This window comes from Leptospira sanjuanensis (assembly GCF_022267325.1).
GTDB lineage: Bacteria > Spirochaetota > Leptospiria > Leptospirales > Leptospiraceae > Leptospira > Leptospira sanjuanensis.
The window spans coordinates 911,368-937,365 of sequence record NZ_JAIZBG010000001.1 but is presented as its reverse complement, the minus strand read 5'-3'; the positions used below and the strand labels follow the sequence as shown (position 1 = coordinate 937,365).

Annotated in this window: 22 protein-coding genes and 2 tRNA genes; 10 read left to right on the top strand and 14 right to left on the bottom strand. The window is 46.7% G+C overall.

What is annotated here, in order from left to right; all coding sequences use genetic code 11:
- Positions 1–151: 151 nt before the first annotated feature.
- The 7 genes from LFX25_RS04285 to LFX25_RS04255 form a co-directional block, all read right to left on the bottom strand.
- The gene (locus LFX25_RS04285; protein WP_238729137.1) at positions 152–2,275 is read right to left on the bottom strand and encodes a sensor histidine kinase; all 2,124 of its coding nucleotides are present in this window, start codon (positions 2,273–2,275) and stop codon (positions 152–154) included.
- A 115-nt stretch (positions 2,276–2,390) separates the two neighbouring features.
- The gene (locus LFX25_RS04280) at positions 2,391–3,125 is read right to left on the bottom strand and encodes a histidine phosphatase family protein (RefSeq protein WP_238729136.1); all 735 of its coding nucleotides are present in this window, start codon (positions 3,123–3,125) and stop codon (positions 2,391–2,393) included.
- Positions 3,126–3,131: 6 nt separating this feature from the next.
- Entirely contained in the window at positions 3,132–3,527 is a 396-nt protein-coding gene (locus tag LFX25_RS04275) for a DUF6285 domain-containing protein (protein ID WP_238729135.1), read from the bottom strand.
- Positions 3,517–4,557: a phosphotransferase family protein gene (locus LFX25_RS04270; RefSeq protein ID WP_238729134.1), complete on the bottom strand. Its 1,041-nt coding sequence runs from the start codon at positions 4,555–4,557 to the stop codon at positions 3,517–3,519. The genes LFX25_RS04275 and LFX25_RS04270 overlap by 11 nt, the downstream gene beginning before the upstream one ends.
- A gap of 20 nt (positions 4,558–4,577) precedes the next feature.
- Positions 4,578–5,753 (bottom strand): acyl-CoA dehydrogenase family protein, encoded by a 1,176-nt coding sequence (locus LFX25_RS04265; protein ID WP_238729133.1) that lies wholly within the window; start codon positions 5,751–5,753, stop codon positions 4,578–4,580.
- A 69-nt stretch (positions 5,754–5,822) separates the two neighbouring features.
- Positions 5,823–6,122: an ArsR/SmtB family transcription factor gene (locus tag LFX25_RS04260; RefSeq protein ID WP_010575786.1), complete on the bottom strand. Its 300-nt coding sequence runs from the start codon at positions 6,120–6,122 to the stop codon at positions 5,823–5,825.
- Between the two features lie 66 nt (positions 6,123–6,188).
- The gene (locus LFX25_RS04255; protein ID WP_238729132.1) at positions 6,189–7,277 is read right to left on the bottom strand and encodes an SMP-30/gluconolactonase/LRE family protein; all 1,089 of its coding nucleotides are present in this window, start codon (positions 7,275–7,277) and stop codon (positions 6,189–6,191) included.
- A gap of 305 nt (positions 7,278–7,582) precedes the next feature.
- On the opposite strand from LFX25_RS04255, the gene LFX25_RS04250 reads away from it, so the two are divergent.
- The 6 genes from LFX25_RS04250 (at position 7,583) to LFX25_RS04225 (ending at position 13,872) form a co-directional block, all read left to right on the top strand.
- Positions 7,583–8,215, top strand: a complete 633-nt coding sequence (locus LFX25_RS04250; protein WP_238729131.1) for a Crp/Fnr family transcriptional regulator — start codon at positions 7,583–7,585, stop codon at positions 8,213–8,215.
- Positions 8,212–9,393 (top strand): acyltransferase family protein, encoded by a 1,182-nt coding sequence (locus LFX25_RS04245; protein ID WP_238729130.1) that lies wholly within the window; start codon positions 8,212–8,214, stop codon positions 9,391–9,393. Before LFX25_RS04250 ends, LFX25_RS04245 begins: the two co-directional genes overlap by 4 nt.
- 10 nt (positions 9,394–9,403) lie before the next feature.
- Positions 9,404–10,759, top strand: coding sequence for a YncE family protein (locus LFX25_RS04240; RefSeq protein WP_238729129.1), 1,356 nt, complete (start codon positions 9,404–9,406; stop codon positions 10,757–10,759).
- A 72-nt stretch (positions 10,760–10,831) separates the two neighbouring features.
- Positions 10,832–10,905, top strand: a tRNA-Ile gene (locus LFX25_RS04235).
- Between the two features lie 14 nt (positions 10,906–10,919).
- Positions 10,920–10,992, top strand: a tRNA-Ala gene (locus LFX25_RS04230).
- A gap of 483 nt (positions 10,993–11,475) precedes the next feature.
- Positions 11,476–13,872 carry an NAD(P)-binding domain-containing protein gene (locus LFX25_RS04225; RefSeq protein ID WP_238729128.1) on the top strand — a complete coding sequence of 799 codons (2,397 nt, stop codon included), beginning with the start codon at positions 11,476–11,478 and terminating at the stop codon, positions 13,870–13,872.
- A gap of 97 nt (positions 13,873–13,969) precedes the next feature.
- Here LFX25_RS04225 and LFX25_RS04220 read toward each other — a convergent pair whose 3' ends face one another.
- The 6 genes from LFX25_RS04220 to thiM form a co-directional block, all read right to left on the bottom strand.
- The gene (locus LFX25_RS04220; RefSeq protein ID WP_238729127.1) at positions 13,970–14,791 is read right to left on the bottom strand and encodes an alpha/beta hydrolase; all 822 of its coding nucleotides are present in this window, start codon (positions 14,789–14,791) and stop codon (positions 13,970–13,972) included.
- Positions 14,769–15,515: an enoyl-CoA hydratase/isomerase family protein gene (locus LFX25_RS04215; protein ID WP_238729126.1), complete on the bottom strand. Its 747-nt coding sequence runs from the start codon at positions 15,513–15,515 to the stop codon at positions 14,769–14,771. Before LFX25_RS04215 ends, LFX25_RS04220 begins: the two co-directional genes overlap by 23 nt.
- A gap of 165 nt (positions 15,516–15,680) precedes the next feature.
- Positions 15,681–16,643 carry an MBL fold metallo-hydrolase gene (locus tag LFX25_RS04210; protein ID WP_238729125.1) on the bottom strand — a complete coding sequence of 321 codons (963 nt, stop codon included), beginning with the start codon at positions 16,641–16,643 and terminating at the stop codon, positions 15,681–15,683.
- On the bottom strand, positions 16,640–17,227 hold the full coding sequence (locus LFX25_RS04205) for a TetR/AcrR family transcriptional regulator (protein ID WP_238729124.1): 588 nt from the start codon (positions 17,225–17,227) through the stop codon (positions 16,640–16,642). Before LFX25_RS04205 ends, LFX25_RS04210 begins: the two co-directional genes overlap by 4 nt.
- Positions 17,228–17,360: 133 nt before the next feature.
- Positions 17,361–18,500, bottom strand: a complete 1,140-nt coding sequence (locus tag LFX25_RS04200) for a histidine kinase dimerization/phosphoacceptor domain -containing protein (protein WP_238729123.1) — start codon at positions 18,498–18,500, stop codon at positions 17,361–17,363.
- A 183-nt stretch (positions 18,501–18,683) separates the two neighbouring features.
- On the bottom strand, positions 18,684–19,475 hold the full coding sequence (gene thiM / locus LFX25_RS04195; protein ID WP_238729122.1) for a hydroxyethylthiazole kinase: 792 nt from the start codon (positions 19,473–19,475) through the stop codon (positions 18,684–18,686).
- 142 nt (positions 19,476–19,617) lie between these two features.
- Between thiM and LFX25_RS04190 the strand changes: the two genes are divergently transcribed.
- The 4 genes from LFX25_RS04190 to LFX25_RS04175 all read left to right on the top strand — a co-directional run bounded on the left by LFX25_RS04190 (position 19,618) and on the right by LFX25_RS04175 (position 24,618).
- Positions 19,618–20,001: a hypothetical protein gene (locus LFX25_RS04190; protein ID WP_238729121.1), complete on the top strand. Its 384-nt coding sequence runs from the start codon at positions 19,618–19,620 to the stop codon at positions 19,999–20,001.
- A gap of 261 nt (positions 20,002–20,262) precedes the next feature.
- Positions 20,263–21,516: a M48 family metallopeptidase gene (locus LFX25_RS04185; protein ID WP_238729120.1), complete on the top strand. Its 1,254-nt coding sequence runs from the start codon at positions 20,263–20,265 to the stop codon at positions 21,514–21,516.
- 176 nt (positions 21,517–21,692) lie between these two features.
- Positions 21,693–23,054 carry a proline dehydrogenase family protein gene (locus LFX25_RS04180; protein WP_238729118.1) on the top strand — a complete coding sequence of 454 codons (1,362 nt, stop codon included), beginning with the start codon at positions 21,693–21,695 and terminating at the stop codon, positions 23,052–23,054.
- Positions 23,041–24,618, top strand: a complete 1,578-nt coding sequence (locus tag LFX25_RS04175) for an aldehyde dehydrogenase family protein (RefSeq protein ID WP_238729116.1) — start codon at positions 23,041–23,043, stop codon at positions 24,616–24,618. The genes LFX25_RS04180 and LFX25_RS04175 overlap by 14 nt, the downstream gene beginning before the upstream one ends.
- Positions 24,619–24,648: 30 nt before the next feature.
- Here LFX25_RS04175 and LFX25_RS04170 read toward each other — a convergent pair whose 3' ends face one another.
- Positions 24,649–25,995: a PP2C family protein-serine/threonine phosphatase gene (locus LFX25_RS04170; protein WP_238729114.1), complete on the bottom strand. Its 1,347-nt coding sequence runs from the start codon at positions 25,993–25,995 to the stop codon at positions 24,649–24,651.
- Positions 25,996–25,998: the final 3 nt, after the last annotated feature.

Below are 25,998 nucleotides of genomic sequence, written 5' to 3'. Positions count from 1 at the left end.
AAATCATTCTTTGCGCAAAGCGGCATGCTGAAAGGATTACTATTTTAAAATCTTTTTACTATGAATTTGTTAAGAATTTGTTTCCAAAAAGGGCGCCGAGGAAATCAAAAAAAGCGCAGGCTATGTTAGGAAAGTAGAATTTTCTTATATTCTAAAGCGTATGTCCGTTGCGTTCCGAGGCGGCGTCGGCAATCGGAAGAACGACGTAAAAAGTCGTTCCCCGATCGGAAGTTTCGAAAAAGATTCTGCCATTGTGATCTTCGATGATTCTGCGGCAAATATCCAATCCTAAACCGGTTCCGGCTCCAGAAGGTTTTGTCGTAAAAAAAGGTTCGAAGATCCGATCCCGTATCGTGTCTTCGATTCCGGTTCCGCTGTCTTCGATCGCGATCTCCCAACCGGAGGGCAATTTTTTGCAGGAAATCGACATTCTCCCTTTATAGTTCATCGCATAGAGCGCGTTACCGATGATGTTCGTCCAAACCTGCGTCAACGCGTCCGCATTTCCCCAAACGTAGGCGGTGTCGGGCATATTCCGCACGATTTCCACCTGAGTCTTATATTTGGAATAATAAAGAGTAAGAACGGTTTCCAATTGTTTGCGGACGTCGACCGGTCCCATCGCCGCACCGGAACGATCCTTATACGCGTATTCTTTGAGAGCCTGTATGACGAGAGACGCTTTTTCGGCGGCCTTTTCGATCGTAAAACTGGCACGGGCCAAACTGGACAATGAAAGCGCGTTATGCGCTATCGGAAAGAATCTCTCTTTATCCGATAACTCGTATAGAATTTCGGAAATTTCCTCCGGCGCGGTTCCCAAATCCGTTAGAATGTCGGCGAGCCGCATCGAATCCCGGATTCCGACTTCGCTTAACAAACCGGAAATTTTTTTCCGTTTCGTCCTTTCCTCTTTCGTATCGTAAAATTCCCGCGGAGAAATTCCTTTGGTAAAAAGTTTTTCCCAGACTTTCTTTTCGGCTTCGGAAAATTCGGAATAATTTCTTAAAAGAGTCTCCCAGGAATTGGACAATACGGATTGAATTCCCTCGTTCGAGGAAACGATCGCTCCCAACGGCGTATTGAGTTCATGAGCGATTCCCGCGACTAACTGTCCTAAGACGGCCATCTTTTCGGAGCGGATCAACTGTTTCTGCGCGCTTCTCAATTCTTCTATGGCGCGGATGACTTGTTCGTTTTTAGAAACGAGATATTGGTTTACGGTTCTTAATTCTTCCGTCCGTTTGGTGACGATTCCTTCGAGACCTTCGTTGATGGAACGGATTCGTTGTTCGGCGTCCGTCATTTCCTTTACAAGAAACGTTTGTCTCGCACTCGCGATTACGACGACGATCGTGGTTCCCGTCCAAGCTACGATCCGAACTCCTTCCGGCAGACCGGAAAGAGTTCCCGCAAGAACGATCGTGATCGAGCTGGCAACTACTTCAAATAAAGGTAATAAACGAAGAGCGGCTTCGAACCTTCTTCCCCAAATCGGATTATCGTTGAACTTAGGCTCCCATGTCAAAGCTCCGTATCCCAAGACCAGCGCCGATACGGAAAATCCGGCGTTGAGAATCGTTCCGTCCGGCGGAATCTCTACGATAAAGAACGCGTTCCACAACAACCAGCAAAGCCCCGTTCCTCCCATGCCTAATATGAATGCGAACCAGGATTTATCCGGCTGTAATCTCAAAAGCGGAATGAGTAAAACTCCTAATGCGGCTGCGGTCAAAAACGAAACCGGGTGATTGATCAACGGAAGAAGCTGCGGAATCCCTACTCCTTCGCGTTGCGGAAGATACAACGCAAGAGAAAAAGTTAGAATCGCCGTGATCAACCCCAACGCGTCGAGAACCGCGGCGCGGATTCGAGTGCGATCACATTCAATAACGATAATAGAGTATCCGATCACGAAGGAAGGCGCGACCCAAGGAAACAAATAATCGCTCGGAGTCGGAGTAACATAATAATCGAGATATACTTGGATCGCCCACGAAAGTTGTCCGAGCGCGTTAGCGGTAAGACCGAGTGCGAACCAGAATCGGAATCGATGGATTCCTCCTTCGGCGGCGAGGTATCCGAGCCAAGCGAGAACCGCGGCACAGAGATAGGTGATTGTCCAATGAACGTTATCTATAAGTCGATCTACGTTTCTTTCTTCGTAATAGTAATTTGCGAAAAAAGAAACGATCGTCAAGATCGTACTGATCCAAAATATCCAAAGCCCCGCTTCGGTTAAGGAGGATCGAGATTGACTTCTCTGCATTGTCATCAATGACTCACGAACGACGAACAGTATGGACGTTAACCGTTCGACTCGTCGACCTCTTTTCTCGTTTATAAGACTCGTAAAAACGGATTCTGACTCAAATAATTTCGAAATCGAATCAAAATAGAGTGCGATTTATTTTTTCGGGCAGATGGGGAACTCCGTTGATCGAAACGGGAAGATATTTCCCTCTGACCCAACGAAAGGTGCTTAAGGAAGTGTTCCAGATCCAAGGCATCCAAGCGAAACAATCCTCGTCCTGTTTTAAGAGCCGATTCAAAACCAAAGAGATGGGGGTGCCCGAAGTGAAGATGAAATTCCGTTCCTGATCCCCGGGTGAAAACCATACATTAGAAGAATGGAATATTCTTGCCTCGAAACCGCGGTAAGTTTCGATTCCTTCGGGAGTTTCCGTTCCTTCTTTCCAAAATTTGAGAATCTCTTCGGTCAGCTTAAAGAACAGAGCCGCAGATCGTATCCCGCCTTTGAGTCGAACCTTTGCGAATTGAGAAAGCGTTTTTGCAAACTCGGGTCTTTTCGCCGCGAGTAGTTTCGAGTAAGAACCCCAGAGTTCGGGTGAGAATTCGTTCCAACCCGCGTCTCGATTGATAAACGAAGAAGATCGAAATTCCTCCCGTTCGCCTACGACGGAAATCACCCCTTCCAAAAAGGATTCTCCCGTTTCGACTTGTCTGCGCAACGTTCCGGTCACGATGCGATCGGGAACTTCTCCGTTCCGAGCCATGAATTTTCCGAGTGCAAACGCCTGACTCTTTCCGTGCGGAGTCAAAAGATCGTAGTTTTCACCCTGAGAATTTGCCTGTCCGTGACGGACGAGATGAACAACGGACATGAGCGACTAACTTTCCGTCGTGAATCTCGGATTGGTGACTTCCACCTTTTCTCGTACGGTTTCTTTTACGTGATTCCAATACTCCGCGTTTTCCAAAGAAAGTTTTTCCTTTCGGATCTTGTCTCTGAGTTCCACGTTCCAAGCGTGTGCGAGATTTTTCTTTTCGTTTAACGTGGCAGGAAGGGAGGAATCCTTCTTTAGAAGTTTTACGAGGCGATCGAGTTCCTTATCGAGAAGTTCTTCGCCGGATCTGATTTCCCGCGAAACGACCCCCAACATATTCCAACTTACTAATGTTTTATACGAGAGTAAATCCTTGTCCTTGAATTGCGGAAGGACTTCCTTCATAAGAAAATCCTGAATCGCTTCGAGCAAGTCCGTTGATGTCGGTTTATCCTGCATTTTCTATGATCCTCATCGCTTCGTATTCCATTTCGCAGGCTCTTCTTCCGATAGCCGCAAGTTCGATTCCCTTATCCTTTCCGGAAAGATGTCGTTCCGCCTGACCGATACAACCGATCGCCCAACGAAGATTTCCCATCACTTCCCAATACGTGACCATCGCAGGATTCAAGGTTACGCCGGAAGCCTTTTCATACGCTTCGTAGAATTCGGTGCGATCCGCAAAACCGCCCGCTTCCTTATTCAACTTTCCGAATCTCCAATCTCTCATACAAAGCCAGGTGAGATCTTCATGCCGGTCTCCCCAGTGCGCGAATTCCCAATCCACGATTCCTTGAAGTCCGTCGGGCGTTACCATAAAGTTTCCGGTTCGGAAATCCCCGTGTATCAATACGACATCGTCCGAAGGTTTCGCTTTTTTTTCGAGCCAGTTGAGAATCATCTCCATCGAAGGATACGCTTCGCTCATCCGATCCAACTCCAATCGAAGAGAATGTATCGATCCGTTAGCGACTACCTTGTCGTTCGGATCTTGTCCCATCCAAAGAGTTTTACGAAGGGTTTCGTTTTTGCAATGTTCCGGTTTTACGGAATGAATCTTTGCGAGATTGACCGCAAGATCCGCGGTGAGTTGTTTTCTAATTTTGTTAAGCGAAGGATCTTTGACGATGTATCTTCCCGTGGCTTTTCCAGAAATCTTCTGCATAAAGTAGAAAGGACTTCCGGTTACTCCTCGATTCGTTTCGAGCCAGAAAGGCCTCGGAGTATTGACACCCGCGTTGTATGCGAGTTCGCAAACGCCGAATTCGTCCTCCCGACTCAGTGATGCAAGAAGCGCCGCGCCCTTGTCGGTTCGAAATACGGTGTCGTAAGAGCCTTTTTCCGGTCCTTCCAAAACCTGAAGCTGCGCGGAAAAATTTTCCTGACAAGCTCCGCCCGAAAGAGATACCATCGAATGGATCTCCGTTTTTCCCTTCAATCTGTCCGAAAGATAACCTTCCAGAACGTTCTTTAATTCGGTGTCGTTCATAATATTCGCGTATTCTAATATTAAAAATCGTTTTTGCCGCTGACCAGGTTTCTTCCGATCACCATTTTGTGAACCTCGCTCGGTCCGTCCGCAATCCGAGCCGCTCTTGCGTCCCGATAAAACAATTCGAGCTTCATGTCTCTTCCGTAGCCATGAGAACCGCAGATCTGAATCGCGCGGTCGATCACCTTGCAGAGAGTTTCCGAAACCTGCCACTTAGCCATCGAAATGATCTGCCTTGCGTCTTCTCCGGCTCTGAGAGTATGCGCGGCTTTTAACGTAAGCATATAACCCGACTCGATTTCCAAAGCGGATTCGGCGAACATCCACTGAATCCCCTGATGATCCGCGATCCTTTGACCGAACACTTCGCGTTTGAGAGCGTATTCCCTCGCGATTTCCATGGATCTTCTCGCAAGACCGATCCATCGCATACAGTGCGTTAGGCGGGCCGGTCCGAGACGTTCCTGCGACCACTTGAATCCTTCGCCGACTCTTCCGAGGATCGAAGATTCGGGAACGCGAACGTTTTCGAACTTCAACTCGCAGTGGCCTCCCGGACCGTGAGAACCCATCACTCCGATTTCACGCACCATCGTATAACCGGGCGTGTCGGTCGGCACGAGAAACATCGTGGTTCTTCGAAACGAATCCGCGACCTTGGACATCACGATCAAAAAGCCCGCTCCGTTCGCACCGGTACAATACCACTTGTGCCCGTTGATCACGTATTCGTTTCCGTCTTTGACGGCATTCGTCGTCAGGGTTTGCGGATCTGCTCCGGCGCCCGGGGGCGGCTCGGTCATCGCAAAAGCGGAACGGATCTTTCCTTCCACAAGAGGATAATAGAATTTTTTCTTTTGGTCCTCGTTTGCCGCGATATGAAGAAGATGCATGTTGCCTTCGTCGGGCGCGTCGCAGTTGCAAAGATAAGGAGCGATCGGAGAACGTCCGAGTTCGGAAAAGATGATCGCGGTTCCCACCATATCGAGTCCGAGCCCTCCCTCCGATTTGGGAAGATGAGGAGTCCAAAGGCCGAGTTCCTTTACTTTCTTTCTCAGCTCTTCCGTGATCTTTTCGGGCATTCTCCCGTGATCGTAGTCGTAATGATCCTCAGCGGGAATCGCGTGTTTCTCCACGAAATCGCGGATTTTCTTTTTGATCTCTTCGACTTCCTTCGGTATCGTAAAATCCATCCCTATCTCCTTGAATCGAATCGGTTACATAAATCTATATGTTGACACTCATCGACATATGCGAATCCTTCAGGATTCCAGAAATTTTACAACTTCTTTTAACGTGTCCACGATCAGGCTTTTGTCCACGGAGTAATAGATTTCCTTTCCTTCTTTTCGGGAAGAAACGAGATTCAAGAGTTTCATCTTGTTGAGATGATGCGAGATCGTGGTTCTCGATATGTCGAATTCCTTCGCGATGTCGCCCGCCTTCACCTCGCGATGACAGGAAAGGATTTTCGCGATCTTCAGCTTCACCGGATCGGAGATCGCGGACATGAGTTGCAACGTCGCTTCCGTTTCGAAAGGGAATTTCTTTTTCTTCTTCATTCGTAATAACGTCTTGTGTTTCGATCTATCTTGCTTACAATCGAAAGTATATTCCTTTTTTCGAATCTACTCACTCGGACGCTCCGGATTCCAGCCGTATTTTCCGATCCGATCGTTATAAAGACTTCCCAGATACAGGAAACCGTTTTTATATTTTACGGAGGTGATCGCCTTCAGATGTTTCCCAGTCGGCTCTTGAAAACTGCGGAGAGGGGTTCCGCTCTCGTCCAAAAGAAGAACGAATCCGTAAGGCTGCGCTTTCGGCCAGAGAAACTCGGGAAGTTTCGCGATCGCCGACTTCAAAGCGGGTCGAGGATGAAAGACGTTATCCATGAGGGAATTTCTCACCGTAAACAATGCGAGATAAAACGTTCCGTTTCCGTCCGCCGAAATATTATCCGGAAATCCCGGAAGATTCTCCATAAAAAAATCGTTTTGACCGGCTTTGGGTCCTTTCAGCCAATACCTGCGGATTCTATATCGGTACGTTTCGTTGACCAATACGAAGTCTTCGTTTTTAGAAAGGGCAACTCCATTAGCAAAGTATAATTCTTTTAACAACACGGTAGTCTTTTTCGTATGAGGATCGTATTTCAAAAGTCTTCCGCGAGGTCTTGCTTCCATCAGATCGTAAAGATATTCCTTGCTGCCGAACTTGTCCGAAGCGTCCGAAAAATAAACCGTCCCGTCGCGGGCGACGTCCAGGTCGTCCGTAAATCGAAACGGAACCCCGTCCGCTTCCGTGCTGAGAACTTTCACTTCTCCCTTCGTTCCGATTTCCAAAAGTCCTTTGTCGGCGTCGGCGACAATCAGTCGACCATCCGCCAAAAGTTTACTTCCGAGAGGGCGCCCCGAAGTCGCGGCGTGCGCCTTAACGTTGCCTTCGGGAGAAATGTGAATTACTTTTCCGTTCTCGCAAGATGCGTAAATATTTCCGTGATCGTCGACTTCCATGTCTTCGGGACCTTGCAGTTTTCCTAAACCGATCAGCTCGGCCTCCGACAACAATTGATTGGGCGCATACGCTCCTTCCATCGGAGGAGGTTCCGGCGGAAAATACGCCAACGGATCAACGGGAGAAGGTTTTAAGATAAAATGAACAATTCCACCCAAAAGAAGAATGGAAACAACGGCAAGAATCCGATTCCGGTTCATGCAACCTCCGTGTGAATTCTAAGGACCCCAAAAAAATATTCGGGACCGGGCGTGAGTCAACAGGAATTTCCCCGCTTGTTCCGAAGGAGTTCCCACAAAAGAGAAGATTCTTCTCGAAAGCTGTGGGAACTCCCATATCGCTTTCTATAAATCGCCTCAGCACCAACCGCGCCAGAACGCACCCACAGATTTTAGTTGATTCCGGTTCCCAAACCTTCGAAGCTGGTGCAGACTTCTCAGAAAAATTTGAATTCCGAAAAATCAAATACTCGATGCGAAATTATAAATAAGGTCCGTTCAGAGCTATGAAAATAACAGAATCCATGGTCCACAGACTTGGTGTTGAATTCAAAGAATCCGATATCATCTTTGAAGAAAACCAAGAAGCGGAAGTGATGTATTTGATCGTAAAAGGGAAGGTCGGGATTCACAAAAAAGTAAAGGAAGCTTATAAACTCCTCGTAGAATTAAAAGAGGGCGATATGTTCGGCGAAATGGCACTGATCGACAAAACGCCTCGAAGCGCAAGAGCCGTCGCAAAAACGGATGTTTCGCTGATCGCGATCAACGAAGGCGCGTTTTTCAATCTGATCCAAACCAATCCGGGATTTTCGATGAAGATCGTTAAGATTCTTTCCTCTCGTTTGAGAGAAACCAACAAGACGATCGCTTCCCTTTTGAAAGCAGACAAAAAGAATTTAGTGACTTCCGCGTTAATCAGCTTCTCCCAAACGAACGGAGAAAAAGACGGAACAACAGTTCGAATCAATCTCAGTCATTTTATCAAATGGGCTATCCTAAGGGTCGGGTTGGAGCATCAGGACTTGGTAAGTTCGATCAGTCTATTAGTAAAAGATAAAATGGTAGAACAGAGAAAGGAAGATCCTTCCACGTTGATCATCCGGGACGCTCTATTCAAATATACGGTGGATGCTTGAGCCTTAAGCCAACCTTGTCGGAACATTCCAAAAACCGAAAGAGACTTTTTTATTTAGACAATCTTCGATCGTTCGCTCTCTTGCTCGGTCTCGTATTTCACGTCGCGATCGTGTACGCCGCGGAAATCAAATATCCGCTTCGAAACGAAGAACGATCGGAATTCTTTGATGTGTTCGGAGAATGGGTTCACGTATTTCGAATGCCCCTCTTCTTCTTTTTATCTGGATATTTTACCGAAGCGATTTTTCGAGCGAAACCTCTCAAAGATTTTTTACGGATGAGAATCTTCCGGATTTTCATCCCCACGGTCGTGGGGGTTCTTTTATTCGCGCCGATGCAATCCTATATTTCGCTTTTACAAGACGGCGAAAGAATTTCTTATCTCGATTTCTACATTCAAATTTTCTTAAATGGAAATATCCGCCCTTCTCATCTTTGGTTTTTATACTTTTTGATCCTGTTTACGATCCTACATCTTTTCGTCCGCAAGGCGACTCTACCTTTGACGGCGCTTCTCAAAAAGGAACCGGCTCAAAAAGGATTCGCGCAGGAATGGAAAACGATCACGGTTTTCACGTTCATCAGTTTTGCGGGAACGTGCATGATCAACCTCTATTTCATGAAAGACGAATCCCGGTTCGCGATCGAACCGGTGAACTTCGTTTACAACTATACGTTCTTTCTCTGCGGAAGTTTACTCATCTCCAAGGAAAAGCTACTTCTCGAACCGCAATCCGATCGATTCTGGATCTGGGCGCCGCTCGCGCTTCTTACCTTTTGGGGTTTTTACGAAATCAGCAGGATCGATCCGTTCTGGTCTTACTTCGGTTATACGGGGGATTGGAGAAGAATTCTCCATATTCTTTCCAAGTGCGCCGCGGGCTGGTTGATGATACGGCTGCTCATCGGACTTTTTCAAAAATTCTTCGACTTCAAAAACGAACAAACCGAATACATGAGAACCGCGAGTTTGCCGATCTATCTCGTTCATCATCCGGTTTCTTTGTTGGCCGGATATTTCGTGGTTCATACGAGCCTGGGACTTGCGGAAAAATTCGTTCTCCATCTGTTTCTCGTGTTCTCGATCACATTCGCAATTTATCATTTTCTAATACGTCCTTTCCGCTGGGTGAACCTCGTCCTCGGAAATCAAACGCAGGCAAAAAAGAATCCATAGGGAGTCACCATTGAACGTTCATCTCAAAAACATTCTCTTTAGACCCAACGCAGCATTTCTCATTCCGATCTTTCTGTTTCTCGTCTGTTGCGAAAGCGGAAATTCATCTTTGATTTCATCGCCCGCAAACCGCGAAAAAAGCGGAAGCGCCACAGTCAAATTCGGAATTCACCCGTATAAAGGAACGGTCATAAAAACGGGAGAAGAAGTTCTTCCGTTCAAGGTCTTGGAAACGGACAAGAACATCGCGCTCGTGGAAGTGCAGGTTCCGGTTTATTCGGACGGCAAGGGACTGGAGTTAAAACTTTCTTCTCCGGGCTTTCAAAATTCTTCCTATAGAGTAAAAACCGCGGAAGAGCTGAACGAAAAACTGATCGCCCTCGACAAAGAAGGCGTAACGCACCGTTTTACAGCGCGATTCAAAACCGGAATGCAACCGAAGAGCGTGCGTTTTATCGACAACACAAGGCTTGCGATTCCTCTTCTCGAAGACGAAGGAATGGACGTATTAAACATCATCACGGGAGAAACCGTCCGACTCGCACCTCCCGAAAAATACAGAAAGAAACTCGGCTTTGTGGAAACGATCGCGATCCCGGAACACAACGAGCTCTGGGTCAGTCAGATGCAGGCGAACGCGGTGCACGTCTTCGATTTAAAAACTCTCGCGTATAAAGCGACGGTGGATCTAACGGGCAAATGGTCCAAAATTCTTCTCTACGATCCGATCCGCGATCTCGTCTACTGTTCGAACTGGATCAGCGAGGACATCTCCGTCATCGATCGCAAGACGAAAACGGAAACGCGTAAGACAGATAAGATCGGATTGCCTCGGGGACTTCTTCTTTCCAAAGACGGAAAGGAATTGTATATCGCTCAATTCTCGGCGAGCAATCAGGAATCCAGCGGCGGAAGACTAGGCATCTATTCGATGGAAAAGGAAAAGTTGATCGATACGATCGGACCTCCCGGCAACAAGCGCCATATCGTACCCGGACCGGCCGAAAATAAGATCTACGTTTCGGATATGTGCTGCAGCAAAATCGAAGTCTACGATCTGAAAGAAAAGAAAGTGCAGAAGACGATTCCAGTATTCGATAAACCGAATACGATCGCTCTCTCGCCCGACGGTAAATATCTTTACGTTTCGTGCAGAGGACCGAACAACCCTACCGAAGGTTATCTCAAAAAAGGATTGGTACTCGGAAGAGTGTATGTCATAGACACGGCGACCGACACGGTAAAAGAATTTTGGGAAGCGGGGAATCAACCCACGGGACTCGACGTATCGTCGGACAACCGTTACTTGGTGATTTCGGATTTTCTAGATCATCAAATTCGAGTCTATCGCAGAGACGGATTTTAGAAAAAACCGGAGAACGTTTTTTACTAAAAAACTGTTGCATTTGGGAACTCAGTTAAAAACATGTCTCTTACCGGGCCTGTAGCTCAGCTGGTTAGAGCACACGCTTGATAAGCGTGGGGTCATGTGTTCAAATCACATCAGGCCCATCCGGTAACGACAAGGGGCTTTAGCTCAGCTGGGAGAGCATCTGATTTGCATTCAGAAGGTCGTCGGTTCGATCCCGACAAGCTCCATACCGAATCATCCCGCTCCGATTCGGTAAACACTTCCCTTTCAATCCGATAAAAACCGCAAACCGTTCTCCATACCGAAAATCTTTTTCGATTGCAACAAGGAGATCGTCGTTTAAGCTTCGGGCGCTTCTGCGCCGAAAATACGTCGAGATGGGAAAACGTTTCTCCTTCGAAACGATTCGAACCATATGCGGGCGCAGACCCGGCTTGCTACGCGCTACGGCTTTCGCCTCCGGTTGTCTCTTGCGAGACAACTGCTTCGCACGCTCCGCATCCGTAGCGCGTGGATGTAAGACAAGGTTTCGGTCAAAATTCAAAAATATTAGAATTTTCTAAACTAATTGAATCCGCGGACGAATCCGATCGGGAAAAGAATTTGTAACTTCCCGGGACAAAAGACGAATTGAAATCAACGCGGTTGTATCGTAATATGGAAGATGGAATCCGGAAAATAATGCGACATCCAAAACCGAGCAGGCAATCATGAACGTAAAAATCCCGCTTCTTACGCGATATTTCTCCTGGCTTCAAAACGACGCGCCGGAATCCCCCGTGGAAATCTATCCGGAAGTTTCCGAATCGTTCGAAAGTTCCATTCCGGGGATTTCCATCATCGGAGATTTAACCGGAATTCCTCTACTTAAGTTCGCCGTTGAAAGCGGAACCCAAGTCGTTCGGAAAATTTCGGCAAAACGCGAAACGTCTCGTGTCACTCGCGAACCGAGTTCCGCATCGGCAAAAACATCCGTCGAAAACCCCTCCGTTTACGACGTACTGATCGTAGGCGCCGGTCCCGCGGGAATTTCCGCAGGAATCGAATGTAAAAAGTTAAATTATGATTTCTTAATATTAGAATCCAATGAACCGTTTCACACCGTAAAAAGTTATCCGAAAGCGAAACCCATTTTCGCGGAACCGGAGGATCTAAAAACGGCTTCCGAGATAACGATCCACAACGGAACCAAGGAAAGTCTTTTATCCGATCTCCAAAAAGTTCTCGAAAAATGGAAACTTCCGATTCGGAGCGGAACGACCGTATCCCAAATTCAAAAAAACGAATCCGGTTTTACGGTTCAAACGGAAAACGGAGAATCCTTTCAAACGCAGGAAGTGATTCTCGCGATCGGGAAAAGCGGAGACGCAAAGAACCTTCAGATCCCCGGAGAAGAATTACCCAAAGTCTATCATCGATTGTTCGATCCGAAAGACTTCGAAAATGAGGACGTTCTCGTCGTAGGCGGAGGAGATTCGGCCGTCGAAGCTGCGATCGCGATCAGCAAATACGCAAACTCGACGAAACTTTCTTATCGCGGCAAAGAGTTGGTTCGCCCGAAAAGCGATAACAAGGATCGGTTTGCGGATCTTGTTGCCTCGGGCAAAATCGATTTCTTAAACGAAAGCATCGTCCAAGAAATTTCCGATCGGGAAGTTCGGCTGAAACGAATCGGCGGCTCCGATTCAAAATCATTCCGCTCCCAATCTTCCTCATTAAAATCACCGAATGCGGCAGATTCGAATTCGAGATCTTCGAATCGATCCGCATCGAGCGACAGTTTCGAAAAAATCCCGAACACAAGCGTACTTGTTCAGATCGGCTCGCGAACCCCGATCGAATTTTTAAAACGAATCGGAATCCGGATTCAAAATCAAAAAAGCGTTTGGGATTGGATCGGATTTGCGGTCCTATTTCTATTTGCAAACGTGGTTTACTTCGGGAAGGCTTCCTTTTACGGAATCGAAGTCTACGGAACGATCGCGACTACTTCTCTTTTTGCGTTGATCGGTTTGGGAGTCCCGCTCACAATCCGTCTTTTTCTAAAACGAAAGGAACTGCTCGCCAACAGTTGGGGTATATTCAGAAATTCTTATCTATTTATCGCGGCCGCATATTTTTGTCTCGTCTACGTGGGTGGAAAGTATTTCGGATTTTTATTCCTCGGGAAACAACCGGGCTTTCACTACACTCTATTGTATTCGCTCACCATTCTTACCTTTGGTTTGAGAAGGATGAAGGTAAGACCTACGCGATATATCCGGAAACAAACCTGGACCTTGATCCTCATTCAAATCTTTCCGTTGTTTCTTTTACCGGAAATCATCCTTCCCTTTCTCGGACAAAACGGTCTCTTAGGAGACGGAAACGGATTTTTACTAACGCAAGTGTTTCCTTACGGCGCGTATTGGAACGCATATGGATTGATTCTCGCATGGCCTCTTAACATGGGAATCTTTTACAACACGGGGATCACGACGTTCTGGCTCGTCTACGGACTCCTGCAAACCTTCGCAGTCATTCCCTATCTCGTATATCGTTTCGGAAAAGGAGCGTACTGCGGTTGGATCTGTTCCTGCGGAGGTCTGGCCGAAACCTTAGGAGACGAAACAAGAACCAAAATGCCTCATGGCAAATTCGCCAATCGATTGGAAAACTCGGGGCAATGGATTTTATTCTTTGCGACGATCATCACCTTACTCAAGTTAAGCGAAATTTTTCTATCTCCTTGGTTTCCGATCACTCACGTATTCGGAAGCATCGGAGACGGAGGAAAAAAGATCTACGACCTGATCGTCGACTTGCTGTTAGCCGGAGTTGTCGGAGTCGGTTCGTATTTTCTTTTGAGCGGAAGGGTTTGGTGTCGATTCTTTTGTCCGCTCGCGGCTTTGATGCATATCTACGCAAGATTCAGTCGTTTTCGGATCTTTTCAGAAAAGAAACGTTGTATCTCCTGCAACATCTGCACCAAAGTTTGTCACCAAGGGATCGACGTGATGAGCTACGCAAACAAAGGAACTCCGATGGACAACGTTCAATGCGTGCGTTGTTCGGCTTGCGTAGTCAACTGCCCGACCGAAGTCCTTTCGTTCGGAGAACTGAAATAGAACTCCGTTCGCCGAACCGTTCAAGCGGACGATTTCGCTTAACAATACTGGAATGAGATTTTAAGCGGCGGAATCTCTTGCACGCCGGATCGGGAAATCACTGATTCAAGAACTCGATCGCTCTTTCCCGTTGGGTCGCGTTGCTGGAACCGGAATGCCCCTGATTCGGAGTGATAAACAATGGAACCTCCGCGGTTGTTGGACATTCTTGTTTTAAGAATTTGTTCAAAGCGAACACCCAGTTCTTTGCGAGTTCCACACGGTTTTTTCCGAACGAACCGTCTTTCGGAATCGCCGGATCCACGGTATCCAATTCACCGACCGTAACGCTGAGCGGAGTATTGCAGAAATTCTTAAATTCAAGAGGAACGTTTTCGGGGAAATCCTTCTTTCTCTTCAAACCGCTCGGGAAAAAACGTTCCGAATCGGGAAACGTATACCATCCAGGCGCCGAGATAAACGCCCGTTTTACTTGAGAACCGTACATTAGAATATAACGATGTGTGAATTGAGCGCCGCCCGAATGTCCGTAAAAATACAAATTGTCCGTGTTGACCTCGTGTTCCGAACGCACCTTCCTCAAGATTTCCTGTAAAAATAAATCGCCTCTTTGTTCGCCGTTAATGACGGTCGCATAATCTTTCCAGATTTCTTTTTTAAAAACGGGAACGATCAGAGGAATATTGAGTTTATCCGCGATCGGTTTTCCGAAACGGATATAACTGTCCCAATCATACGCCTTGCTGTGTATGATAACGAGAACTCCCTTGTTCTTATCGTAATCTTTCGGATAGTATTCCAGGTATTCAAGACCCGGGATGGCTTGAATCGAAACCGTAAGAATCCAAAGAAACAAAAAGAATCCGTATCGGGAAATCTTCCGTTTCCACCAATCTTTATTGCTGAATCGTTCCGGCATAACTCTGAACCCTCTGAAAAAAAGCGGGATCTTCCAAGACGGAAGCGAACTCGTCGAATTCTTTTTTGAGATTTTCGTACAAGTTTCCCATAAAGTAGTTATTCGCAATTCCCTTTAAGACGGATAACATGTTGAAATCCCACTGAGAAAGTTTGGACGCGACTTGAACCGCATGTCGAAGAACGTTTTCACCTTCATAAATCTCATCCACGATTCCGAGCGCCAAAGCTTGAGAGGATCGAATCGGATCTCCTTTGAGAGTCAGCGTAAGCGCCTTAGTCGGACCGACCTTGCGCGCAAGAGTCGTAATCAAAGGAGGACCGCCGAATCGAATCTCCGGTCGAAAGAGAATCGCTTTTTTTTCCGAAACGATATAATCCCCGCAAAGCGCCAGATCAAAACCTCCTGCGGACGCGAATCCCTTCAGAACGGTCACGACCGGTTTCGGGAAACTATAAAGAGCATAATGATATTCTAATATTCTATGGCGAAAGGATTCCATCTTCGAACTTAACACTTCTTCCAAATCGTAACCGCTCGAAAAATGTTTTCCGGAGGAAGTTAAAACGATCGCCTTTACGTCCGTATTCGATGCGTTTGCTTGAAAGACGTGTTCCAACTCGTCCCGGATTTTCACGTTCAACGCGTTGGATTTTTCGGGACGATTGAGCGTTACGATAAGAATCTTATCTTTCAGATCGGTCAACAGGCACTCGTATTTCATTCTAAGATTTCGACTCCGATACAAAAACAGGGGCCGATCTTAAACGGTAAAGCGCGCTCTGCAAGAAGAATTTAGAAGGAAACGATCTTTTCGAAAACGAACCAAAAAGAAAATCGTTAAACGAATCGACTTCGTTTAACGACCAAACATTGGAGTTCGTTGTTTTTAGTCGTTCCAGTTCGGAAACTGAGCTAGATTCGACTGCGCGATCGAGTCGTGAGAGGGAACGATTTGAATTTCCGGTTTTTTACGAACGAGTTCGTGAACCCGAAGCAATTCCTGTCCGAGTTGTTCCGGATTTCTGTCCGCGATTCTTCTGGATAAACGGGGTTTGTGCGCGGGAATTTGAATTCCTTCCTTCGACCAACTGATGTCTCCCGTAAAGAAATATCTTTTTTCCCGTGAAAGATTGATAAAAAGACCGATCGATCCTCCGCCGTGTCCTTCCATAGGAACGAAGACCACGCTACCGTCCCCGTATAAATCCAAACTCTGAGAATAGGACTCGTACGGAGTTTCGTTAAAACGAATGTCTTCCCATTGGATCGAATTTCCGTCGAATTGTCTTTGAATATAACCGTGTCTTGTGTTCGAAGATTCGGCCTCCTTTCGCTCTTCTTTGGTCGTAACGATCTTAGCCCAAGGAAAATCCTTGATGCCGCTCGCATGATCCCAGTGCATGTGCGAAAGAAAAACCTTTCCGATCTTGGAAGGATCGTATCCCGCTTTTTGCAGAATCGTAACGGCCGCGGTATGATCGGTGTAATCCATCAGAATTTTAAGATGCAAGGGTTTTAGAGCGAACTGCTCTTTGATGTCCGTTCCAAGCCCCGTGTCGAAAAGAAATCTTCCTTTCGGATGTTCCACTAGAAGCGCGGAATGGGCCACAACTCGTTTCCGAAAAAGATTTCCCCCTTCGAATAGAAAAGCCTCGGACGTTCCCGCGTTCGCCGTTCTCAAAAGGGTAAAACGAACTCCCGGATTTTTAAAGTTCGTATTTTGAAATTCTTTTACTCGATCGCTCAATCCTGCATTATTTTGAATTTCTAATTTAGGATATCCTAATGCATAAACGAATCCCGACAAAAGAACGGCTGCGATTCCCAAAACGATCCATATATATTTCATCTGTTTTTTTCTCCTTGTTGCACTAAAAGTTTTGCGGTTTTTGCGGCGGATCGCAACGGTTCCGGATTCTGATGCGTCCGGGAAAGAAGGATCGCTCCCTCCAAAAGACAAAGAATCGAAGTCGATAATATCGAAGCGGATTTTTTCTCCCATCCCATCCGAACGAAGTATGATTCAAGTCCTTGGTTCCATTCTGAAAAAATATTTCTGCAAGCTTCGTTTACCGGATTTCCTTCGACGACGGTTTCGGATGCCGTGGTCGCAACCGGACAACCCTGCGTATAATTCGTTTCGATGAGTTTATTCTCGAGAGATTTAAAAATGGAAAGCACCGCGTTGGACGGCGACTTGGAAGAAAGAAGCAAGGAAAGGAGCATGTTCCCCATTGCCCTTCCGGAAACCGTAATCGCTTCCGCAGCCAAATCCTCTTTACCGCCTGGAAAATGAAAATAGATCGAACCTTTCGGAGCGCCGGAAGATTCCACGATATCGTTCAAACCGGTTCCGTTGTATCCCTTCGTTTCCAAGGACAAAGCCATAGCTTTGATCATTCGTTCCTTCGATGCCGCTCCTTTTTCGCCCATAAGCCAAATAAGATCCACATAAATAGACCGGTCAACATATTTTTATACCGTTTTACGATCGTGAAACCGAATACTCCGTTTGCGGGAATCATACGTTTTTGATAATCGACATGGATGGATTTACGTGCGTCGGTCAGTTGAGAAGACTTGCAAACGCGTCCTGATCGGAAAATTCAAGAACCGCCTTCGAATCCGTTCCAGTCGAGTCGAAATAAAAATTTCCTTTCAACTGCTGCGTCAAAGCGGAAATCAGAGTGAATCCCGTCGTTTTGGGAGAAGACCAAACCGAACGTTTTTCGATTCCCGGCCCCGCATCGGATACGATCAGAGTGTAACGACTATTGGAAAATTTTAATTCGACACGAATGGGCTCTTCTTCTTTTCCTTCGGAAGAATGCAAAACCGCGTTGTTCAACAATTCGCTCACGATCATCGCAAAGGGCACCGAAATTTCGATGCTCAAGGGCGCGCTGCCTTCGCAGGAAATCAGTTCGATCTTTCGGGACGGATGCGATAACGAAGTTAAACGGACGATTTCTTCCAGTATTCCGTTTAAATCCACTTCGTAGTCCGTCTCGGTTTTGTAGATCGCGTCGTGAATTCTCGACAACATAAGAATTCTTTCGTTGAAATTTTCGATCTGTCTTTCGTCCGCCTTTCCCTGTACCGTCCGATGCAGATTCGCAAACCCGCTTAAAATCTGAAGATTGTTCTTCACTCTGTGATGGATCTCGCGAATAAAAACTTCCTTTTCCTTCGTATGACTGTTTAAAACGCGCACGGTGATGATCGCGATCGTGCAGAATAAAATCAGCTTTAAAATCGTATCGAAGATGAACGCTGAAGAAAGTTCTCCCTGCGTCCACAATTGATACAAACGAAAGGACATGAGCGCTCCCGTATAAATCGAAACGGCGATCGTTTGACGGATCTCGGAAAAATGCAGAAACAAGATGATGATGGTCGCCATCGAAAAGTAGATGTTCCCGTTCTGCATTCCGAAAAAAAGTCCGATGGTAAGAGCGATCAAACTGAGATACAGAATTGATTTGACTGCTTCGTCCAGGCGACCTAACCGCAATAAGGCGATCGAAATAAGGGCGGAAGTTCCGAATATTACGAAACCGATTCGGATTCCCTGACGGATATAAACGAGACAGGCTGCGAGGGAGACGAAAAAAATGACGAGGTTAGTCACATACAAGTGACGCGCTTTGTTTCGGGTAAGATAATCCCTTCTTCCGTAGATTCGGTCGATTCTATCGAACAACATTTTCAATTTTTATTTCGCTTCGAAGAGACCCCGAAGAAGGAACGAGAAACATCTTCGAGGTTCGCATTCTAAATTACAAATATTTTTCCAATAATGCGACATCCTTTCTCGAATTTAAAGCGACTTGGAAATAAGTTGCCTTCCCAAGCGAACGCCCGCTATAAAATCGGGAACGAAATCGGATCAAACTCCCAGACGGCTCAACTGATCCAAAAAATTCACCGCAAAACTTCCCGTTCCTTTGGATTCTTTCGCTGCGCGCTCACCTGCGACCGCAAAAACCAGAGAGGCGGCCACCGAAGCGGCTAACGGATCTTTCTGAACTCCTAAAAAGGAAGCAATCAGCGCGCCTAAAGAACAACCGACCCCCGTTACTTTTGTCATAATCGGATCTCCGCCGGGCACTGCAAAAACCGTATTTCCGTCCGTAACGTAATCCACTTCTCCGCTTACGGCGACGACCGCTCCCGTCTTTGCGGAAAGTTGTTTAGCGGATTCTAATGCATCGGACGAACGAGCCGTGGATTCAACGCCCTTCCCTCCGCCGCTTGCTCCACCTAACGCGAGTATTTCGGAGGCGTTTCCTCGGATCACCGCGGGTTTGAAATCGAGCAATTCTTTCGCGATTTCCGTTCTAAATGACAAAGCGCCCGCCGCAACGGGATCCAATACCCAAGGAGTGTCCGCTTCACGCGCGGATTTAGCCGCAACCCGCATCGCCTTTGCGTCGTTAGGTGTAACCGTGCCGACGTTGATCAGAAGTCCGCCCGCGATCTTCGCAAAATCGCCGGCTTCTTCTTCGGCGATTACCATAGCGGGAGAAGCTCCGATGGCGAGCAGAACGTTCGCGGTCCAATTCGTCACGACTATGTTCGTTATCACGTGCGTCAAAGGAGAATGTTTTCTAAGTTCCGCGAGATCCTTTGTCACCTCGGGATCGGGCCAGATTCTTTCTATGATTTCGTTTTTATTCATGATCGTTGAATCTAAAGTTCGGATGCGAGCGAAGACTTGTAAAGAACGTTTCCTCTGAAACCGGGAGGAGATCCGCAAGGTCAAACGCGGTGACGACGCGAACACGAAACCACGATCGGATCAAGAATCCAAGGAGAAGAGGATGAAACGACTTCAGATTTTGATATTGGCAATTTCTTTCCTGCCGCTATTTACCGCGCACGCGCAGCCTTCGGGAGGACCGCCTAAGGATTCTTGCCGCACCGAAAGAGAAACGTATTGCAAGGATATGCGGCACGGACCGGAAGAACATCGTTGTTTGAAAGACAACGAATCCAAACTTTCCGCCGAGTGCAAAGCGCATCTTGCGGAACGCGAAGCGAGACATCACGCGATGAAACAGGCTTGTGCAAACGACGAGGAAAAGTTCTGCAAGAACGCGACGCGGGAACACGGGGGCCCGATGCGTTGCCTCCGGTCGCACGAATCCGAACTCAGCGCGAAGTGCAGAGAAGCCCTTCCGCCTCCTCCGCCGGATCGGAGATAAAATTCGGGCATTCCCCGCCTGCAAAACAAATCGTTTACGAGCGAATTTAGAAGAACGCAGGCGGGTCGGGCTACTTCGGGTTCGTCACAAAGCGACTCATCTCGAACGGAACTTTCCGAGACTTACAGTGAAACCGAAAACGTTCGAGACGCTTCGCGCCCTTCGTATCCCTAATGCGGTGCGGACCGCAAAAATTATTGACGGATAAACGATTCCCAACCATCAATCATTCATCTTTTATCGAAAACGAACCGGAACGATATGCGACTCAAAACGATTCTTTTAATTTTTTACGCGCTTCAAATTCTATTCACGCTCACGATGAAATTTCTATCGTATCAGGGAAATTCTTCTCCGCAACTGCATGAGCAAATTCTAAAATACTTCACGCAAGAGGACGTTCAAAAAGGAATCGAATACGCAAGGAGCGGATTTTTCGCAAGTGTGCTTTCCGATCTGATCGATTTTATTGTGGCGGGACTTTTCGTATTCACTCCTCTCTCCGTGCGACTGGAGGAAACGATCGAAAAGAGAACGGGCAACCGGTTTTATCTGACCGTTTTGCTTTTCTTTTTCGTATTCAGCGCGATTCAATTTCTGATCTCGATTCCGTTTCAATATTATTTCGGATTCGTATTGGAACACCAATTCGGATTTTCCAAAATGACGTTTTTGGATTGGGTCGTTTACACTTCCAAAGCGATCGGGATCGGACTTGCGGGAGGAAGCGTAGCGGTATTGGGAATCGCCTTTCTTTTAAAGACGTTTCAAAAAGCATGGAAGATCTACGTCCCGATCGCTTCTCTCACATTAGGACTTTTGATTTCGATTCTGTTTCCGATCGTGATCACTCCTTTATTTTACGAATACAAACCGATCGAGGAAGGGAGCCTCAAACGAAAGATCATCTCGCTCTGCGAACACGCAAAGATCGAAGTCGAGAACGTCTACGTCATCAACGAGAGCAAATACTCGGGACATACGAACGCGTATTTTACCGGATGGGGACAAAACAGAAAGATCTTTCTGTACGATACTCTGATTCAAAACCACACCGAAGAGGAAATCGTAAGCGTATTGGGACACGAGATCGGACATTGGACGCACGATCACCAGATCAAGGACATACTCGCCGATACGGTAATCACGTTTCTTCTTTGTCTTCTTCTCGGTTACCTGTTTCAAAAATTCAAAACGGAAGGATCGGTTTCTTTGCGTGAACTGCATTCTCCCTCTACGCTTCCCTTTTTGTTTTTGATTCTTTCGCTCTTCGGATCGTTGACCAAACCGGCGTGGAGCACCCTGAGCCGTTATCAGGAAACGGAAGCCGATTTAGAAGCGCTTGTCTTGACTCAGGATAAAAAATCCTTTATCGATACGGAAGTAAAAATGGCAAAGGACAACCAAAGCAGACTCGATCCGCATCCGAGCGAAGTTTTTTATTATCATTCCCATCCCACCACTTTGCAGAGAATCCAATTCGCGGAGACTTGGGCGGCATCTAAGGGAAAATAAAAAACGAATCAAAATCATTTTGGAAAGAATTTGTTACCAAGAATTTAAAAAGAAAACGATTTTATAGTTTTCAGTTTCATTCTTTTTGAAATCGTCTATCATCGATTTGGAAAGGGTTTAGAAAAAGAGAATACGATTTTCGCGATTTCAAACCCGTATTTCCGAACGGTGACAAGATGATTACGATTTCATCCGAAGATTTAGAAGTTGAAACCGAACGTTTAGGCGTTCGAATATTCGAACAAAACGAACGACAATCTTCCGGATTGTTTTCCAAACAGTTTTGGATCAAACGTCTGTTGGGTCTTTCCGTTCGGTATCCGAAACTGAAAATCGAACTCTTTCGATTTGTGGACGTTTTGCCTTCCTTGCGCTCCTCGAAAGATATTACGGATCATTTAAGTCTTTATCTTCTAGACGGAAAAACGGAAATTCCGAAATGGCTCGGCTTCTTTTTACGAACTGGCATTTCCATTCCACCGATCTCTTTTGTATTGGGAAGCTCGGTCCGTTTTTTCGTGTTATACGCATCTAAAAACTTCATCGCGGGCAAAAATTTTACCGAGGCAAAACGCCGACTTTTTTCCATCCGAAAAAAGAACCGGGTCTTTACGCTCGATATTTTAGGAGAAGCCGCCTTGTCCGAAAAGGAGGCGCTTCGCTATCAAAAACAATATCTCGAAGTATTGTCCGATCTGGATTCGTTTTCGAGTTTCGAACAAACGAGTTACGGTTCCTGTCCAACCGTTAACGTTTCCGTTAAGTGTTCGAGTTTATATTCCCAAATCTCGTCCCTTGCAAAGGATAATTCGGTTTCCGTTCTCAAGGAAAGGCTCAGACCGATCCTCAGGCTCGCAAAAGAAAAGAATGCGTTCATCAATCTGGACGCGGAACAATTCGACTATAAGGAAATCTTAATGTCCCTTGCGGAAGAGATTTTTCTGGAAGAGGAATTCAAGGACTATCCCCACTTCGGAGTCGTCATCCAAGCCTATTTGAAAAATTCCAAAGAGGATCTGCAAAGAATCATCGCCTATTCCGGAAAACGCGGAGTCCCGATCACGGTTCGTCTCGTAAAAGGGGCGTATTGGGAGTACGAAGTAATCAAAGCGAAAGAGAAAGGCTGGGAAATTCCTGTTTTCGAAAGCAAAGCGGAAACCGACCTAAATTACGAAGAATGCTCGCGGCTTCTTTTGGAATCGTTTCCGAACATTCTTTCCGCATTCGGTTCTCATAATATTCGAAGTCTTGCATTCGCTCTTTCCTTTGCGGAAAAACAGGGACTGAATCCGAGAGATTTCGAAATTCAAATGCTCTACGGAATGGGAGATTCCTACAAATCCGTTTTGACGCGGCTCGGATATCGGGTTCGCGAATACACACCGTTAGGCGAGATTCTTCCCGGAATGGCGTATCTCGTCAGAAGACTTCTGGAAAACACGTCCAATCAGGGATTTTTACGAAACTTTTTAACGGGAAGAATCGAACACGCGCATCTTTTGAAAAACCCGAAGGAAACGATTCATGACAAACTTTAAGAACGAACCCGTGCGCGATTTTTCCAAAGAATCGAACAAAGAATGGATCGCGGATTCGATTTCCAAAACGCGTACCTCGTTTCCTATCTTCGTCCCGGCGATCGTATCCGGCAAAGAAATCAAAAATCTCAAAACACAATCGCACCACAATCCCTCCCGTCAAAAGGAAATCGTTTCCCAATATTTGTTAAGCGACATCGAAGTCCTTCAAAAGGCGGTTACCGCCTCCGAAGGGGGCTTCCGATCCTGGAGCGGACGTTCTTCTCAAGAAAGAATCGCGATTCTTCTGAAAACGGCCGATCTCATCGCTGAAAACAAAAACGAACTCTGTGCCTTGATGCTTTTAGAAACCGGAAAGAATATTCCCGAAGCCGAAGCGGATCTCGTGGAAGCGGTGGACTTCTGCAGATATTACGCGATCGAATACGAACGGATCATCCGAGGACAAAGAGTGGATCTTCCCGGAGAAGAAAACTTCTATTCGTATAAACCGAAGGGAATCGCGGGAGTGATCGCGCCTTGGAATTTTCCGGCGGCCATTCTTACCGGAATGTGCGCGGCTCCTCTCGTCTGCGGAAACGCGGTTCTTTTGAAACCCGCGGAACAATCCTCCGCGATCGCGTTGTATTTGTACCGTCTCTTTTTAAAAGCGGGAGTTCCTCCCGAAGCCTTCCATTTTTTACCGGGACGAGGAGAAGAAATCGGAGCGGAGATCGTAAAACATCCCGAAGTCGCGGTGATCAACTTTACGGGTTCGAGAGAAGTCGGCCTTTCCATTCTCCGTGAATGCGGAAACGTAAAACCTGGATCGAGAATCGTTAAACGCGCATTATGCGAGATGGGCGGAAAAAATCCGGTGATCGTGGACGGGGACGCGGATCTGGATTTGGCCGTGGAGGGAGCGATTCATTCCGCGTTTGGATTTCAAGGACAGAAATGCAGCGCACTTTCCCGATTGATCGTGTTGGATTCCTGTTACGATACGTTCCGCGATCGGTTCATCGAAGCCGTCTCCTCGTTGAACGTGGATTCTCCCGAAATTCTCGCTTCAAAAATCGGCCCGGTGATCGATCTCGAATCCAAGAACCGCTTGGAAACGATCCTCCAAGAACATAAGAATTCTATTGTATTCCAAAAGGAGATTCCGAACCGATTGAAGGATACGGGTCATTACGTTTCGCCAACGATCTTCGAGTCGAATGATTGGAAAGGCGATCTCGCAAATAAGGAATTTTTCGGACCGATCGTAACTCTTTTTCGCGTTCGCAATTTTACCGAAGCGATCGAAAGAGCCAACGATTCGGACTACGCGTTGACCGCAGGTCTGTATTCAAGAAATCCGGATCATATCCGGGAAGCCAAAGAAAGGATCGAAGCGGGAAATCTTTATATCAACCGTGCGATCACCGGTGCGATCGTGGAACGTCAACCCTTCGGAGGATACAAACTTTCGGGAGTCGGAGCCAAAGCCGGTGGACCCGATTATCTCAAAAGTTTTTTAGAACCGGTCACGATTACGGAAAACACGATGCGGCGCGGTTTTTCCGCGGAACTGATTCAATAATACGAAATAGTTCCGCACGCGGTTCGTCGTTTAGGGAATATAATCGGCGCAAAGCACGGCGATATCGTCTTCGGGGCTTCTTCCTCCCATAAACTCCTCCAGATCGAACATCAAAAGATCCAAAAAAACGTCCCCGCTTCTTCCCGCGTTTGTCGACAGAAAGTCGAGAAAGCGGGATTCTCCGTAACTCCGTCCCATCTTATTTTTCGCCTCGATCAGTCCGTCCGTAAACAACATCAGTTTATCATTCTTTTCTAATGTGATAGAAGTCGAGGAATATTTCCAGTTCGGCTCGATCCCGAGAACGAACGTGTTTTTCGTATTTAGTTCCCGAGTATGCGGTTCGTTTTCCCGAACGATCAAGGCCGGTTGATGACCCGCGCTCGAATATTTCAAAACGCCGTTCCTATTTAAAATACAATAAAAAGCGGTTACGAAAAGATCCTGTTTTTCGAGCATCTCGTACAAGGATCGATTGACCAGCTCCAAAAGATCGGAAGGTTCTTCCGCTTCCTGACAATGATTTCGGAACGCGGCCTTTGTCATCATCGTGATCAAAGCGGAAGCGACTCCGTGCCCGGAAACATCCGCGATAAAAAAACCCGTTTGCCCGTTTCCTAAGTCGATGACGTCGTAAAAATCCCCTCCGATCTTTTCCACCGAATAGTATTTGGAACTCAAAAGCAGATCGTTTCGTCGAACACGCGTTAGATCCGGTAACGCGTTCTGCTGCAGCCTTCTCGCGAGAGTCAGATCCATCGCTTGAATCCGATGCAGCCGATGCATATTCCTTTTGCGCTTTTTGGTTTCGACGAGATGCCTCGTCAACTGATTCCCCATATTCTTTACGCTTTCGGAAGCGCGCAAAAGCCAGAGATGCATAAAAAAGAAAACGCCGAACAGAACCGCGATCGACTTGAGATGACTTAGGAAATATTCGGGATTCAATACGATGAGCAATCCGAAAAAAACGAAGTAATACGTGATAAACCAAAGCGTAAGATAAATTCCTCGGGCGAGTCCCAAAACCGGAAGCTGAATGCTGATGACGAAGATAAACATCACAGGAAAATACGCGGGCGCCAAATACGTGAAGTAACCGTAAAACGCGGGCAAAGGAAGCGATAACAATAAGGAACGGTTGGCCCACAAGAGCGCGGACCACCTGCCCGTCACCATTCTAAAATTAGAATATAACGTAACCGTGATCGTATAAAGAAAATTCAGAATCACCCACTGCGGCTCGGGAGTGATCGCGTCCCGTATGAAATACCGAAGCACGATCCAGAACACCAACACTCCGAACGCGCCTTGAAAGAGAGAAAACGTGATCTCGCTTCGAAACGTTTTTTTGAGTTGGGTTACGAATTTGGACATAAC